This is a genomic window from Bradyrhizobium sp. (genome assembly GCF_016462955.1).
Classification (GTDB): domain Bacteria; phylum Pseudomonadota; class Alphaproteobacteria; order Rhizobiales; family Xanthobacteraceae; genus Bradyrhizobium.
The window spans coordinates 1-13,720 of sequence record NZ_JAEMSD010000150.1 but is presented as its reverse complement, the minus strand read 5'-3'; the positions used below and the strand labels follow the sequence as shown (position 1 = coordinate 13,720).

General features: G+C 65.0%; 13 protein-coding genes. 2 read left to right on the top strand and 11 right to left on the bottom strand.

Annotation, left to right across the window (positions count from 1 at the left end; genetic code table 11):
- The 7 genes from JHD07_RS17140 to JHD07_RS17110 form a co-directional block, all read right to left on the bottom strand.
- Positions 1–1,459, bottom strand: a 1,459-nt coding sequence (locus JHD07_RS17140; RefSeq protein WP_291624304.1) for a tripartite tricarboxylate transporter permease, incomplete at its 3' end; no start/stop codon positions are given.
- A 3-nt stretch (positions 1,460–1,462) separates the two neighbouring features.
- Complete coding sequence (locus JHD07_RS17135; protein WP_291624302.1) at positions 1,463–1,948, bottom strand: tripartite tricarboxylate transporter TctB family protein; 486 nt, start codon at positions 1,946–1,948, stop codon at positions 1,463–1,465.
- Positions 1,949–2,095: 147 nt separating this feature from the next.
- Positions 2,096–3,073: a tripartite tricarboxylate transporter substrate binding protein gene (locus tag JHD07_RS17130; RefSeq protein ID WP_291624301.1), complete on the bottom strand. Its 978-nt coding sequence runs from the start codon at positions 3,071–3,073 to the stop codon at positions 2,096–2,098.
- Positions 3,074–3,275: 202 nt separating this feature from the next.
- Positions 3,276–6,143 (bottom strand): PAS-domain containing protein, encoded by a 2,868-nt coding sequence (locus JHD07_RS17125; protein ID WP_291624299.1) that lies wholly within the window; start codon positions 6,141–6,143, stop codon positions 3,276–3,278.
- A 247-nt stretch (positions 6,144–6,390) separates the two neighbouring features.
- On the bottom strand, positions 6,391–7,266 hold the full coding sequence (locus JHD07_RS17120) for an acyl-CoA acyltransferase (protein ID WP_291624297.1): 876 nt from the start codon (positions 7,264–7,266) through the stop codon (positions 6,391–6,393).
- 95 nt (positions 7,267–7,361) lie between these two features.
- On the bottom strand, positions 7,362–8,342 hold the full coding sequence (locus JHD07_RS17115) for an amino acid--[acyl-carrier-protein] ligase (RefSeq protein ID WP_291624295.1): 981 nt from the start codon (positions 8,340–8,342) through the stop codon (positions 7,362–7,364).
- Between the two features lie 75 nt (positions 8,343–8,417).
- Entirely contained in the window at positions 8,418–9,635 is a 1,218-nt protein-coding gene (locus tag JHD07_RS17110) for an acyl-CoA dehydrogenase family protein (RefSeq protein ID WP_291624293.1), read from the bottom strand.
- A 355-nt stretch (positions 9,636–9,990) separates the two neighbouring features.
- Between JHD07_RS17110 and JHD07_RS17105 the strand changes: the two genes are divergently transcribed.
- Together JHD07_RS17105 and JHD07_RS17100 are read left to right on the top strand one after the other, a co-directional pair.
- A complete protein-coding gene (locus JHD07_RS17105; RefSeq protein ID WP_291624291.1) occupies positions 9,991–10,263 on the top strand; it encodes a phosphopantetheine-binding protein in 273 nt (90 codons plus the stop codon).
- A 162-nt stretch (positions 10,264–10,425) separates the two neighbouring features.
- Positions 10,426–11,325: an EamA family transporter gene (locus JHD07_RS17100; protein WP_291624289.1), complete on the top strand. Its 900-nt coding sequence runs from the start codon at positions 10,426–10,428 to the stop codon at positions 11,323–11,325.
- A gap of 51 nt (positions 11,326–11,376) precedes the next feature.
- Here the strand turns inward: JHD07_RS17100 and JHD07_RS17095 are convergent, their stop codons facing one another.
- The 4 genes from JHD07_RS17095 to JHD07_RS17080 form a co-directional block, all read right to left on the bottom strand.
- Positions 11,377–11,859 (bottom strand): DUF1178 family protein, encoded by a 483-nt coding sequence (locus tag JHD07_RS17095; protein WP_291624287.1) that lies wholly within the window; start codon positions 11,857–11,859, stop codon positions 11,377–11,379.
- Entirely contained in the window at positions 11,856–12,734 is an 879-nt protein-coding gene (locus JHD07_RS17090; RefSeq protein WP_291624286.1) for a carbon-nitrogen hydrolase family protein, read from the bottom strand. The genes JHD07_RS17095 and JHD07_RS17090 overlap by 4 nt, the downstream gene beginning before the upstream one ends.
- Positions 12,731–13,006, bottom strand: a complete 276-nt coding sequence (grxC, locus tag JHD07_RS17085; RefSeq protein ID WP_291624283.1) for a glutaredoxin 3 — start codon at positions 13,004–13,006, stop codon at positions 12,731–12,733. Before grxC ends, JHD07_RS17090 begins: the two co-directional genes overlap by 4 nt.
- 34 nt (positions 13,007–13,040) lie before the next feature.
- Positions 13,041–13,720: ComF family protein (locus JHD07_RS17080; RefSeq protein WP_291624281.1), on the bottom strand; the 680-nt coding region annotated here is incomplete at its 5' end.

Sequence of the window (13,720 nt, the reverse complement as noted above, 5' to 3'; positions counted from 1 at the left end):
GCAGCAGCGGCGCGATCAGCAGCACCAGCGCGAAGGCGAGACACACGCCCGAGATCGGGCGCTGCACGAAGGTCCAGAGATCGCCCTGCGACAGGATCAGCGACTTGCGTAAGTTGTTCTCCATCATCGGCCCCAGCACGAAGGCGAGCACCAAAGGTGCCGGCTCGTAGCCGAGCTTGCGCATGAAATAGCCGATGATCCCGAACGCGATCATGACGTGGACGTCGAACACGTTGTTGCTGGAGCAGTAGACGCCGATGATCGTAAACAGGATGATCAGGGGAAACAGCACGTTGTAGGGCAGCTTGAGCAATTGCACCCACATGCCGATCATCGGCAGGTTCAGGATCAGCAGCATGACGTTGCCGATATACATGCTGGCGACGATGCCCCAGAACAGGCCGGGGTTCTGCGTGATCAGCAACGGTCCCGGCTGCAGGCCGTGAATGACGAAGGCACCTAACAGCAGCGCCATCACCACGTTCGGCGGGATGCCGAGCGTCATCAGCGGAATGAAGGCGCCGCCCGCCGCGGCATTGTTCGCCGATTCCGGCCCGGCGACGCCTTCGATCGCACCATGGCCGAAACGCTCGGGCGTCTTCGACAGCCGCTTCTCCAGCGCGTAGGAGGCGAACGACGCCACCACCGCGCCGCCGCCGGGCAGGATGCCGAGGAAGAAGCCGAGGATGGTGCCGCGGCCGACCGGGCCTGCGCTCGCCTTCCAGTCCTCTTTGCTAGGCAGGAGATGGGTGATCCTGGCGTTGATGATGTCGCGCTTGATGGCCTGCTCGGTGTTGAGCAGCACCTCGGCGACACCGAACAGGCCCATCACCACGGGCACGAGGCCGATGCCGTCGATCAGCTCCATGCGGCCGAAAGTCAGCCGCGGCTGCGCGGTGATGCTGTCGAGCCCGACCAGCCCGAGCACGACACCGACGCATGCCATCAGCAGTGCCTTCGGCATCGAGCCCTGGGTGAGAAAGGTGAGCACGACGAGGCCGAGTACCATCAGGCTGAAATACTCGGCCGGGCCGAAGGCGATGGCGACGCTGGCGAGCTTCGGCGCCACCAGCATCAAGGCGATCAGCGCGAACGTGCCGGCGGCGAACGAGCCGAAAGCGGAGATGCCGAGCGCGGGACCGGCGCGGCCCTGTTTGGCCATCTGGTGGCCGTCGATGCAGGTGACGACAGAGGCAGCCTCGCCTGGGATGTTGACCAGGATCGACGTGGTCGAGCCGCCATACATCGAGCCGTAATAGATGCCGGCCATCATGATGATACCGGATTCCGGCGTGCCCGACAGCGTCACCGGCAACAGCAGCGACATCGCCGAGATCGGCCCGATCCCCGGCAGCACGCCGACCAGCGTGCCGATGAAGACGCCGATGAAGCAATAGAGCAGGTTGACCGGCAGCAGCGCGACGCCGAACCCATGGGCGACATTGACGAGCGTATCCATGGCTCAGCCGATCCCGAACAGGCCGGAGGGCAGCTGGATCAACAGCAGCCGCTTGAGCACCCACCACATTCCCGATGGCGCCAGCACTGCGATCGGAATCGCCAGCGTCCAGCGCACGGGATCGATCAAGCGTAACAGCAGCAGCATCAACGGAATCGACGACAGCAGGAAGCCCAGCGGCTCGAGGGCGAGGGAGAATGCGATGAGGCAGGCGATGAGGAGGAGCGGTTTGCTCCAGCGTACATTCTCCCAGCGTGAGGCCAGCGTCGGCCCACCCTCCGTGATCGCCGAGACGATGATGGCGCCTGCGAGCACGCACATCAGGATGCCCGTGTAGAACAGCACGTAGCCGGACCCGGGATCGTTGATGGTGCCGAGCCTGAGCTTCAACCCCGACCAGATCACGAATCCGCCGAGTGCAAGCCCGATCAGCCCGCCCCAGAGCTCGGAGTTGCTGAGGCGGAGTTTGACGTTGGTTGGGTCGTGCATCGATTCTCTCTCGTGCCCCGAACGCAGCGCATCAGGACTGATGCGCTGCAGAGCCGGGGCCCATGGGTGTGGGCAAAGAAGATGAGTTCCGGCTCTGCGCAGCAGCGTTGCACGCTGCAGCGCGTCCGGGACACAAGCGGCGCGGTTTTACTTCTTCGCCAGCCCAAGCGTGTTGATCACCTTGCGCTCGGACTCGGTGACCTCGACGACAAATTTCTTGTAGTCCTCGGTGTTCTTGTAGTTCGGCACCATGTCGTACTTGGCGAGGGTGGCGATCACCGCAGGGTCCTCGACCGCCTTCTTGAAGGCATCGTGGAGCTTGGCGACGATCTTGGGATCCATCCCCTTCGGGCCGGCTATGCCGAACGGAGAATCATAGACCATGGGATAGCCGAGCTCCTTCAGCGTCGGCACATCGGGATAGTTCGGCGAGCGCGCGCCGGTCCACACCATCAGGAGCCGCAGCTTGCCGGCGTCGACCAGCGGCCGCCAACCCGTGGAGTCAGCTTGAAGCATGGTGTGCTGACCGAGCACGGCGGCATTGGTCTCCGCGCCGCCCTTGAAGGGCACCTGGGTCAGCTTGATTCCGGCCATTCCCGCAATCTGCTCCATTCCGACATGCAGCGAGGTTCCGGCGCCCGGCGTGGCATAGGTCACCTTGCCCGGGTTCGCCTTGGCGAACTCGACCACGTCCTTCCAGCTCTTGAATTGCGACTCCGCACTGGTCGTGACGCCGAAGGTGTAGCCGGTGAGATGGACGATGTAGGTGAAATCCTTCGCCGGATCCCACGACACCTCCTGCATCAGTGGAAGGCGAAACACCGTGATGGGGATCTGCGAGATGGTGTAGCCGTCCGGCTTCGCCGCCGCCGCCATCGTCGCCGGTCCGACCGTCCCGCCGCCGCCGGCCTTGTTGTCGATCACGATCGGCTGCCCCAGCACCTTCGAGGCGCTGTCGGCGATCGCGCGCAGCGAGATATCGGTCGAGCCGCCGGCCGGCCACGGCACGATCAACGTGATCGGCTTGGTGGGATAGTCCTGCGCATAGACGGCCGTGGAGAGCAATGCGCCCATGACTGCATGCAGCGCGGCAAATGCAATCGTCTTCAGCCCGTATCCCGACATCGAAAACGCCTCCCTTTCGGCGGCGTCCTTGGGGCCGCCGTCTCTCATTCTTGTGGGGCGATTGTTTCTTAAATCGAGCCAGAAGAAAAGCGCGTTGCGCGGGCCGCGGGCGGCAGGCGGTCGGGCAATTCCCGCGGAGGCGGCCAATGCGACAATTCGTCGTGCGGTCGCGTGCCGAGGGGCGGAATTTGAGCTGCAGCCGTCAGGCCACCCGCCGGACCATGTTCAGCGCCTCGATGGTGCGGTCGACCTCGGATGCGAGGCACGGCTTGCCGAAATAATAGCCCTGCACGGCGGTGCAGCCGCACTCGCGGACGAAGTCGAGCTGCTCCTCGGTTTCCACCCCCTCCGCCGTGGTCTCGACGCCGAGCACGGAGCCGAGGCTTGCGATGGTGCGGACGATGGCGACGCTCTCCGGGCTTTCGCCGAGCGTGCCGACGAAGGAACGGTCGATCTTGATGCGGTCGAACGGAAACTTGCGCAAGTAGCTCAGCGAAGAATAGCCGACGCCAAAATCGTCGAGGCTGACCCGCACGCCCAGCGCGCGGAGTTGGTGCAGGATCTCGACCGTCGCTTCGCTGTCGTCGAGCAGCGCCGTCTCGGTGACCTCGAGCTCGAGCCGTTGAGGGGGCAGTCCGGCTTGCGCAAGTGCGCTCGTCACCATCGCTACCAGTCCGCGGAAGCGGAATTGCACGGGCGACAGGTTCACCGCGACGGTGACATCGGGCCAGGCCGCGGCGGCTGCGCAGGCCGTGCGCAGCACCCATTCGCCGATCGGAACGATCAGCCCGTTCTCCTCGGCAATCGGAATGAACTCGGCCGGAGAGACCAGCCCGCGCGAGGGATGCTTCCAGCGCAGCAGTGCCTCGAAGCCGGTGAGAGCGAAAGAATCGAGCCGCATCTGCGGTTGAAACACCAGGTGGAATTCACGTCGTTCGAGCGCGCCGGCTAGATCCTGCTCCAGCGCGTGCCGGCTGCGCGCCTGCTCCTCCATCTCGGGCTCGAACAGCTGATATGCGCCGCGCCCCCTGGCCTTGGCCTGGTACAGCGCGAGGTCGGCGCATTTCATCAGCTCGTCGGCGTCGAGCCCGTGATCGGGTGCGATCGCGATACCGACGGAGACGCCGACATGGACCGACTGGCCTTCCAGCGGCGGGGGATGGCCGATGACGTCGACGAGGCGGCGGGCGAGTTCCTCGGCCGCTTGCGGCTGCGGTCCGCGCTGGAGAACGGCGAACTCGTCGCCGCCGAGCCGCGCGACGGTGTCGTGCTCGCCGACATTCTCCTTGAGGCGCTCTGCGACCCAGCGCAGCAGGCGGTCGCCTGCGGCGTGGCCGAGGCGGTCGTTGACGGTCTTGAAATTGTCGAGGTCGAAGCACAGCACGGCCATGGCGCCGCCGGCGACCGCGACCTGGTTCAGTCCCTCGCTCATCTTCTCGCGGAACAGCGTGCGATTGGGCAGGTCGGTCAGCGAATCGTGCTGCGCCATGTGCGCGACGCGTGCCTGGGCCTTGTGGCGTTCGGTCACGTCTTCGTAGGTGACGACCCAGCCGCCGTGCTCCATCCGCTTGTGGTTGAGCTTGATGATGCGGCCGTCGTTCAGGTGCCGGTGCAGCGTGTGCTCACCCTCGCGCAGCCGTTCGACGTAGTCGGAATAGAGTTTCGCGCCCGTCATGTTGGGATGATTGCCGAGCTCGCAGCTGTGCTCCATGATCTCGCGCATCGAGACGCCGGGCTTCACGATGTCCGGCGAAAGGCCGTACATCTCGATATAGCGGCGATTGCAGACGATCACGCGCAGGCTCGCATCGAGCATGCAGAGCCCCTGGCTCATGTTGTTCAACGCCGCGTCGAAGCGGCGGTACTGTTCACTGAGCTGCTCGATCGCATGTTCCCGCTCGGTGATGTCCTCGTAGGTGGCGACGAAGCCGCCATCGGGCAGCGCGCAATAGCGTACCGAGATCACGGTGCCGTTCGACATGCGCCGGCGCATCGGCGAGGAATCGCAAGTTGCGATCCGCGCGCGGGCGGATTCGAGGATTTGCCGGGCGCTGTATTCCGCAGCGTACGCGCCGTTCGCCATCGAACGTTCGATCAGCTCGGCGAGATGCGTCCCTGGCCTGGTCTCCTCCGGCGATAGCCGGTAGATCTTGCGATAGGTGGTGTTGCAGACCCGAAGCCGCATGTCGCTGTCGTAGAAGGCGAGCCCGTGCGCCATGTTCTCCAGGGCAGCATCGAGGATGAAGTTCTGCTGCCTCAACGTTTCTTCATGTTGCAGCTGCTCCGTGACGTCCTCGTGCACCGTGACCCAGCCGCCGTCCGGCAGGAAGCGGGAGACCGCCTGCACCATCCGTCCGTCATAGCGCATCACCAGCAGGGACTTCGATTTCCCCCTGCGCACATCTTCCAGCCGGCTCGCGACGAACTCGTCGCTGGGCATGCCGGGGAGGTTGCCGCGCGACATCCAGTGCTCGATCACCGTGCTGTGCGGGATGCCCGGCTTCACGACCTCGGGATCGAGATCATAGAGCTTGAGGAAACGCTCGTTGCAGAGGACGACGCGGCTCTCGGCGTCGTACATGATGAGGCCGTGCGACATGTTGGCGAGCGCATGCTGGCTGCGCTCGGTCTGCACGTGCAATTCCGCCTCGAGCCGGGCGAGGCGGGTGACGTCGTCGCAGATCGTCATCCAGCCGCCGCCGGGGAGCGGCTTCAGATCGAGCGACATGACGATGCCGTTCGCCAGCCGCTGCTCGGTCCGGAACGGCTTGCCCCCTGCGATCTGTGCGATGCGTGCTGAATACAGCGCGTCCAGCTCGCTTTCCGGAAAGTTGCCCCGACTCGCACTGTGAGCGAGCACTTCACGGTACTTCGTACCGACCCGCACGACCTCGGCCGACATATCGAAGAAGGAGAGGTAACGCTGATTGACCAGCATGATGCGATTGTCGGCGCCGTAGACGCAGACACCCTGCTCCATGTGGTCGAGCGCAAGCTGGCTCAACGCGACCAGGGCATCCGCGTCCTGCTCACGGCCCGTACCAAGCTCGTTGTCGGGGGGCGACATCATGGGGTCGGCGGGACCTCGGCAGGCAACAGACTCGACGCAACCTAGTGCAGCCGCCGAGGGTAGCGAAGAGGCCGGAAAATTCCCTTAAGCGCCGTAGTTTACGGACGGTGACCGGCGACGGGGAGAGCGCCCGTAAATGGCGTTCCGACAAGGCGATAGGCCGTAGCCCGGATGAGCGCAGCGATATCCGGGACGGGCGTCCCCGCATGTCGCTACGCTCATGCGGGCTACGGAGCCGAACGTTGCGCTACGGCCCGTACAACACGAGTTCCGTGTCCGTGAGATCGCCGAGCCGTGGCTCATGCGGCCCCCTGAAATATTTGCGGCCGCGCCGCTCGGTGTAGATGCCGACGAGGCCCGGAATCGGACCGTTGGCGTCCACAGCAACCGCGATCTTGCCAAGCCGTAGCAGCAACCGGCCGATGCGGCCGGCGCATTCGGCATATTCGGCGGCATTCCGGCAATAGATCAGCTTCATGGCGGGGGGCGCGATGAAGCCGCGGCGGATGCGCACCGGTTGCAGGATGAAGGGGAATGTTCCCTTCGGCGTGCGGCACACGAGGCTGAGGCAATTGTAGCGCGCATGGCGTGCCAACAGCTCGGTCTCCGCTTCGGAAAGCCCCTTGATCTCCTTGGCGTGCGGCGGAATGACCTCGATCTCGCTCCGGCGCGGTGGCCGCGCCAGCGCAGGGACCGAAAAGAATAGGCCGCGGCAATAGTCGCGAAAACCCTGCGTCTCGATGATCGACCAAGTCCACGGCGCCGGGCTGATGTTGAAGTAAGTGACGTCCTTGTGCCGCTGCGCGATCTTGGTCAGCAGCGGGGCGTAGTTGCGATAGGCCGGGTCGACGTACCAGCTCGACAGATTGCACCGGATGACGGTCTCTTCGCCCTCCTTGCGTGCCGTGTAGATCAGGAGCAGCACGCCGACCGGCGTGCCATCGTCGTCGAGCATGTAGCCGAAGCGCGGATAGCCCTCCGGCACGGCTCGGAAGGCCTGCCGGCGCAGGCCCTGAATCCAGTAGTCGCGTGATCGGCCGACGAAGCCGCGCGTCAGCAAGTCCGCGATCTTGTCGACGTCGAACTCCGTGATCTCGCGGCATCGGACCTTGGTGTGGATCACGTTCGTCTTGCCCGTGGAAATGGTCGGCCTCGTGGTGTCTATCGTTTCAGCATGATCTTTTCGGAAAGCCGCTTCGCACTTTTCCGGATCATGCTCTAGCGCCAGCCTTCGCCATGGGCCTCGGCCGCGACAGGCGGCTGCAGGCCCAGGACGTCTCGCACCTTGGCGGGCCAGGCGGAGAGATCGGTGCCATGGGTGTGGAACATGGCGACGGCGAGCCGGTCCATGCCGAAGGCGACGCAGCCGGTGTGCGCCGGCTCGCCATCGGCGTCCTGGATTCCCCAGGTCGTGCCGAAATGCTCGCGATGATAGTTGAAGCTCATGCAGGCGGTCGGCTGCTCCTCGGAGCGCAGCGGAATCAGGAGCTCGAACTTGAGCTGCTGCTGCTTTTGGCTGACCGCCTTCATCTGGCCGACGCGGCCGAAGAAGGGGTCGCTGGCATAGTCGACGCGGAAGGTGAGGCCGAGGTCGCGCGCGATCGCCTGCGCGCGCACCATCCAGCGCTCGCGGAAATCGGCGACGTCGTCAGCCGTGCCGATGCAGACATATTCGCGCATGCGGAACGATTGCAGCCGGTCGAGATGCTTCGACGGCTCGCGGCGGAAGCAATCGGCGGCAACATCGAAGCGCAGGCCGCCCTTCGGCAGCTGGCCACGGCTCGCCGCGATCGGGTAGACCGGATAGCAGGCGGCCGGCGACAGCACGAGATCGGCCGGCGAGAGCGAGGTGGTCCAGTCGCCGCCGGCATCGAAACGGCTCACCGCGGCGTTGATCTCGCGCTCGGTGCCGTGCAGGCCGCAGACGCAGCCGAGCAGGTTGGGAAAGCTCTTGAGGTAGCCGGATTTCTCCAGCTGCGCGCGGCTCATCACCGGCGGGAAGCGCATCACCTCGGTGCCGGCTTCGCGATGGCTGGTGATCAACGCGGCAAGCCGCTCGACAATTCCCTCATAGAGCGCGGTGCGGGCATAGACGCCGTCGGCACCCATGCGGTGGAACAGCCGGTCGGCGAGATGATCGAGCGGATCGATCTGCTGCGGCGCGGTCGCGGGCGATTCGGGGAGGACGGCAATATTCATGATTCGATGTCCTGCTATCTCGAAAATTGTTCTTGTTGATTCAGTCGCCAATGCACGTCGAAGGCACGTCGGTCGTCAGTCGCGAAGGCTCGTCGGCACCCCGCTCATCAACGTCGATGTCGCGGCGTTGAGCAGGATGCGGTCGTTGTTGATCATGATCGGCGACGACAGCACGTCGCGCAGGTGACGGCCCATGGTGAACTCGCCGTCGTTGCGGTAGCCGGAAAGACCCGTGGTGCGCATCGCATGCATCACGGTCTCGACCGCGAGCTCGGAAGCCTGCACCTTCAGAAGCGTGATCGACGACTGGAAGTCGAGCGAGCCGAGCGCACGCTCGTCATGCTCGACACGGGCGAAAGCATCGATATTGGCGGCGATCAGCGCGCGCAGCCTGGCAAGCGACATTTTTGCGGCGGTGAAGTGCGCCGCAGCCGGCGGCATCTGACCGCCGGACGAGCGCGCTGCCTTGCGGATGAAGGCCTGCGCGCGGGTCACGGCCGCCGCGGCGATGCCGGCCCAGGCCGACGACCAGCACAGATGCGCGAACGGCGTCATGGTCTGGGCGTGGATCTTGTCGTAGGATTCTGGGAAGACTCGGTCGGCGGGGCAGTCGACCTTCAGCTCGAAACCGGTCGAGCAGGTGCCGCGCATGCCGAGCGTTTCCCAACCCAGCGTCCGCTTCAGCGAGTAGTCGTCCTTGGCGAGGGCCAGCAGAACCTGGTCGGAGGCAGCGGCATCGGTGGCGCGGCGGGCGATGGTGACGAGGCCGTCGGCCTCGGCACCGTAGGAGATCACGGTGGCGTCGCGCACCAGCGAGACGGTGTCGCCGGCATGATCGACTGCGGCGGCGCTGGCGCGGATGTTGCCGCCGTTCTGGCCCTCTGTGGTGGAGGAGGCGAGCAGCCACTGGTCGCGCGCGACCCGGCGCATCATGGTTTCCATCCAGGGAATGCCATGGCCATGCCTGACGACGCAGGCGACCTTGGTCTGGTGCATCGCATAAATCATCGCGGTCGAGGCGCAGGCGCGTCCGAGCGTGTAGCAGATGTCGGTGACGTCATGGATCGAGGCGCCAAAGCCGCCGAACTCGACCGGTATCATCACGCCAAGCAGTTTCTGCTCACGCGCGACGTCGAAAGCCCGATGCGGGAAGCGTGCGTCGCGATCGACCTCCTCTGCGTCGGCCGCGGCCGCCGCAGCGGTCCGTGCGGCGCGCTCGATCAGGGAGGGGCCCTGTTCGAGAAAGCTCGCCTGCATTTCGTCGACAGTGAGGACTGCTTCACGCACGTTCATGCTCGTCCGCCTCCGGTTTGCCGTTCGAGATCGCCGGCATCATTCGCGATGCCGCCGGCGATCCTCCGGTCCTCTTTGCTTGTGAGACGAGGCTACGGATTTAATTCAAATTCGTCGATGAAATAGAGGGTAAACAAACCCGAATTCCGGACTAACAGTTAAAGCCCGGTTGTTTGCAGCACCCGGTTTTCCTGCATCGCGTTAGGATTTTGGAAAAAGCCGAATTCAGACAATCCGAGTCATCGTTTACTAAGAAACGCGAAGTATTGCTGCCGCCCATTGCAGGAGCGGCGGCCCGTGCCCATCGTAGCCGGCAGTCCGGTCCGCTCCGATAGACAAGATGGGATTTTTGCCGATGCAGGCCTTCCATAGCGATTTGCGCAACCGCATCACCAAGCTGGTGAAGGGCATCCTCGAACAGAATTCGCTCGCCGCAGACGTCACCCCTTCGGCCAAGCTCGTCGATGTCGGCCTGACTTCCATGGACATGGTCAATCTGATGCTCGGCGTCGAGGCCGAGTTCGACTTCACCATTCCGCAATCCGAGATCACGCCGGAGAATTTCCAGTCCGTCGAGACGCTGGAACGCATGATTGCGACCCAGCTGCGGCCGGCAACCGCGGCCTAAGGCGAACGCCCGGTCAATCCGGCGCCGACCTTGCGTTTTGCAGGCGCCGGCACCGAGTTCGTTGCGATAGCATCGCACCCATGACGTTCGCGTGATTGACGTGCTTCGCGGGCGGCGGCAGGTTGGCTGAAATCTTCGGTCTTCGCCCACTCCTCCGCCCCGATGCTCACCATCGCCAGCCTCTGGATTCCCTTCACCATCGTTGCTGCGCTCGGGCAGGTCGCGCGCAATGCAATGCAGCGGTCGTTGACGAAGCCGCTGGGGACCTGGGGCGCGACCAACATCCGCTTCCTGTTCGGCTTTCCGTTCTCGCTGCTGTTCCTGGGCCTGGTGCTGGCTGCGACCGGCGATCCTCTCAGCCGGCCGCCTGCCGTGTTCTGGCCGTGGCTGCTGTTGGGGGCGCTCAGCCAGATCGTCGCGACCGGGCTGATGCTGCTTGCGATGAACGACCGCTCTTTCGTCGTGACGACGGCATATCTCAAGACCGAAGCGATCCAGACCGCGATCTTCGGCTTCGTCTTCCTCAGCGATCACCTGACGTGGCTGAAAGTGCTCGCGATCGTGATCGCCACCGTCGGCGTCGTCATCACCGCGCTGCGCCCGGGCGGCGAGAAGAGCTTCGCGGAATTGAAGCCGACCATCACGGGCCTCGTCGCCGCTGCGGCGTTTGCGCTCTCCGCGGTCGGCTTCCGCGGCGCCATCCTCAATGTACCTGATGTCTCCTTCGTCACCGCGGCGTCGGTCACGCTGGTGCTCGGCCTGTTCGTGCAGACGCTGGTGCTGACGATCTATCTGCTGCTGTGCGCGCCGGACGTGTTGCGGGGCATCCTCCGCCTATGGCGGCCCTCGATGCTCGCCGGCTTTACGGGCGCCTTCGCCTCGCAGTTCTGGTTCCTGGCCTTCGCGCTGACGGCAGCCGCCAATGTCCGTACGCTCGCCTTGATCGAGGTGCTGTTCGCACAAGGCGTTGCCTACTACTCCTTCAAGCAGCCGATCGCGCCGCGCGAGCTTCTCGGCATCGCGCTGATCGTGGCAGGCGTCGCGCTGCTGGTGGGGGCTTAGTCAATTGCCTCAACCGTCGTCATGCCCGGCCATGACGAAGGTGGCGAAGGTCTAATTCCTGTCTTCCGGCAGGGCCGGCAGTGGCGAGACCTCGATGCCTTCCTCGATCAGCGACTTCGCCTCTTCCGGCGAGGCCTCGCCATAGATCGGACGGTGCTCCTTGTCGCCGTAATGCATGGCGCGGGCTTCATTGGCAAAACGCTCACCGACATTGTCGGCGTTCTTGACGATATGGTCTCGCAGCTCTTTCAGCTTGGCGCGCAGCTCCCGCTCCTGCGCCATCAGCAGCGAGGTCGGACCCGAGGGCGCAGCGTCGGGCGCCGCGGCCGCCACGGGCTCGGGCGGCGGGGCTGCGCGGCCACGGCCCTTCTTGCCGACGATGCGGGGGGCCATGATTGCCTTCTCGACCTTGGCCGAGCCGCAGATTGGACAGGTCACGAGCTTGCGCTTCACCTGCGAATCATAGGCAGACGAACTCTGGAACCAGCTCTCGAACTCGTGGTTCCGGTCGCAGCGAAGCGCGTAGCGGATCATGCCGAGCCCCGAACCAGGTGCAGATGGTCCGGCCCCGCCTTGGGATCTGAAACACCGAAGCGGCGGCCGTGCTGGAGCGACGGGATGGCCCGGCGGGCCGACTCGACCTTGGCCGGATCGATCTTGGCCATGATGATGCCGGGCTCGACATCGCCCTCGGCGAGGATCTCGCCCCAGGGATCGATGATCAGCGAGTGGCCATAGGTCTCGCGCTTGTTCTCGTGCAGGCCGGCCTGGGCCGCGGCGAGAATGAAGCAGCCGGTCTCGATCGCACGCGCCCGCAGCAGCACGTGCCAATGCGCTTCGCCGGTCTTGCGGGTGAAGGCGGACGGCACCGTGATGAAGTAGGCGCCGCTTTCGGCGAGCGCGCGATAGAGCGCGGGAAAGCGCACATCGTAGCAGATCGTCAAGCCCACGCGGCCCCAGGGCAGGTCCGAGATCACGGCGGTCTCGCCGGGCTGGTAATTGGCGGATTCGCGATAGCTCTCGCCATCCGGCAGCTCGATGTCGAACATGTGGATCTTGTCGTAGCTCGCGAGCACATTGCCCTCGGGCCCGATCAGGAAGGAGCGGTTGACCGCCTTCTCCGGCGAAAAGCGCAGTGCCAGCGAGCCGACATGGAGGTGGATCTTCAGCTCCGCCGCGAGCGCCCGGTAGGCCTTCAGCGAGGCGTCGTCCTCCTCGCTCTGCAGATGCTCGAACAAGGCCTTGCGGTTCAGCTGCATCATGTTGCTGACCTCGGGCGTCTGCACGTAGTCGGCGCCTTTGGCCGCAGCCTGCCGGATCAGCTTGGTGGCCTGTTCGAGGCTTGGCCCCGGCATCAGACCGGTGCGCATCTGCACCATGGCGGCCGTGAACGTGCGGTCCTCGCTCATGAGCTGGCCTTCACGCCGTCGAGCATGCCGTCGAGCTTGCCTTCGCGATCGAGCGCGTAGAGGTCGTCGCAGCCGCCGACATGTGTCCCGCCGATCCAGATCTGCGGGAAGGTCGAACCCTGGCCGGCACGGCCGTACATCTCCTCGCGCCAGGACGGGTTCTTGGCGACATCGAATTCAATGAAGGTCACCTTCTTGCGGGTCAGCAGCGACTTGGCGGCGGAACAATAGCCGCAGCCCGGCCTGGTGTAGATCTCGACAGCAGCGGTCATTCGTCTGGCGCTCTCATGTCATGAATTCGTTGAATTATATGGGACGGGGGCCGCTCTCGACAACCCGGGCAAAGACAAGCACGTCGACCTGGGCCGCCTTGGCCCGGAGCAGGACCCGCGCGCAGGCATCCAGCGTGGCCCCTGACGTCAGGACATCGTCGATCAGGATAATGCGCCGGCCCTGAACCTCGGCCTGACGGTCGGGAGATACCTGGAATGCGCCCTGCACATTGGTAGCGCGCTGGGCCCGCGACAGCCCGATCTGCTGCTCGGTCGCACGCACCCGCAGCAGCACGTCGCCCCGCGCTTCGACCCCGCTCTGCCGTTCGATGACACGCGCCAGCGCACCGGACTGGTTGTAGCGGCGCCGCCAGGCCCGCCGCCAATGCAGGGGCACCGGCACCAGCATGTCGGCCTCCTTCAAGAGTTCGCCGCCCGCGCGCGCCATCCAGCGCCCCATGGCCGGCGCCAGATCGGTGCGGTCCTGATACTTCAGCGCATGCACCAGCGTGCGCGCGACGTCGTCATAGCGCACCGCCGCGCGGGCACGCTGGTAGGCCGGCGGACTCGCGATCGCCTCCATCGACAGCATGTCGGGGCCGGGGTCATAGACGAAGGGGATGCCTAGCCTCGGGCAATCGGGCCGCTCGATGAACGACAGCCGTGCCCAGCACGCCGCGCAAACGCCCTCGCCATCCACCGGCTCTTGGCAGG

Excerpts from the sequence above, each read along its gene's own strand:
- JHD07_RS17135 (WP_291624302.1), bottom strand. The coding sequence starts at position 1,948 with ATGCACGACCCAACCAACGTCAAACTCCGCCTCAGCAACTCCGAGCTC.
- JHD07_RS17130 (WP_291624301.1), bottom strand. The coding sequence starts at position 3,073 with ATGTCGGGATACGGGCTGAAGACGATTGCATTTGCCGCGCTGCATGCA.
- JHD07_RS17125 (WP_291624299.1), bottom strand. The coding sequence starts at position 6,143 with ATGATGTCGCCCCCCGACAACGAGCTTGGTACGGGCCGTGAGCAGGAC.
- JHD07_RS17115 (WP_291624295.1), bottom strand. The coding sequence starts at position 8,342 with ATGAATATTGCCGTCCTCCCCGAATCGCCCGCGACCGCGCCGCAGCAG.
- JHD07_RS17110 (WP_291624293.1), bottom strand. The coding sequence starts at position 9,635 with ATGAACGTGCGTGAAGCAGTCCTCACTGTCGACGAAATGCAGGCGAGC.
- JHD07_RS17105 (WP_291624291.1), top strand. The coding sequence starts at position 9,991 with ATGCAGGCCTTCCATAGCGATTTGCGCAACCGCATCACCAAGCTGGTG.
- JHD07_RS17100 (WP_291624289.1), top strand. The coding sequence starts at position 10,426 with ATGCTCACCATCGCCAGCCTCTGGATTCCCTTCACCATCGTTGCTGCG.
- JHD07_RS17095 (WP_291624287.1), bottom strand. The coding sequence starts at position 11,859 with ATGATCCGCTACGCGCTTCGCTGCGACCGGAACCACGAGTTCGAGAGC.
- JHD07_RS17090 (WP_291624286.1), bottom strand. The coding sequence starts at position 12,734 with ATGAGCGAGGACCGCACGTTCACGGCCGCCATGGTGCAGATGCGCACC.
- grxC (WP_291624283.1), bottom strand. The coding sequence starts at position 13,006 with ATGACCGCTGCTGTCGAGATCTACACCAGGCCGGGCTGCGGCTATTGT.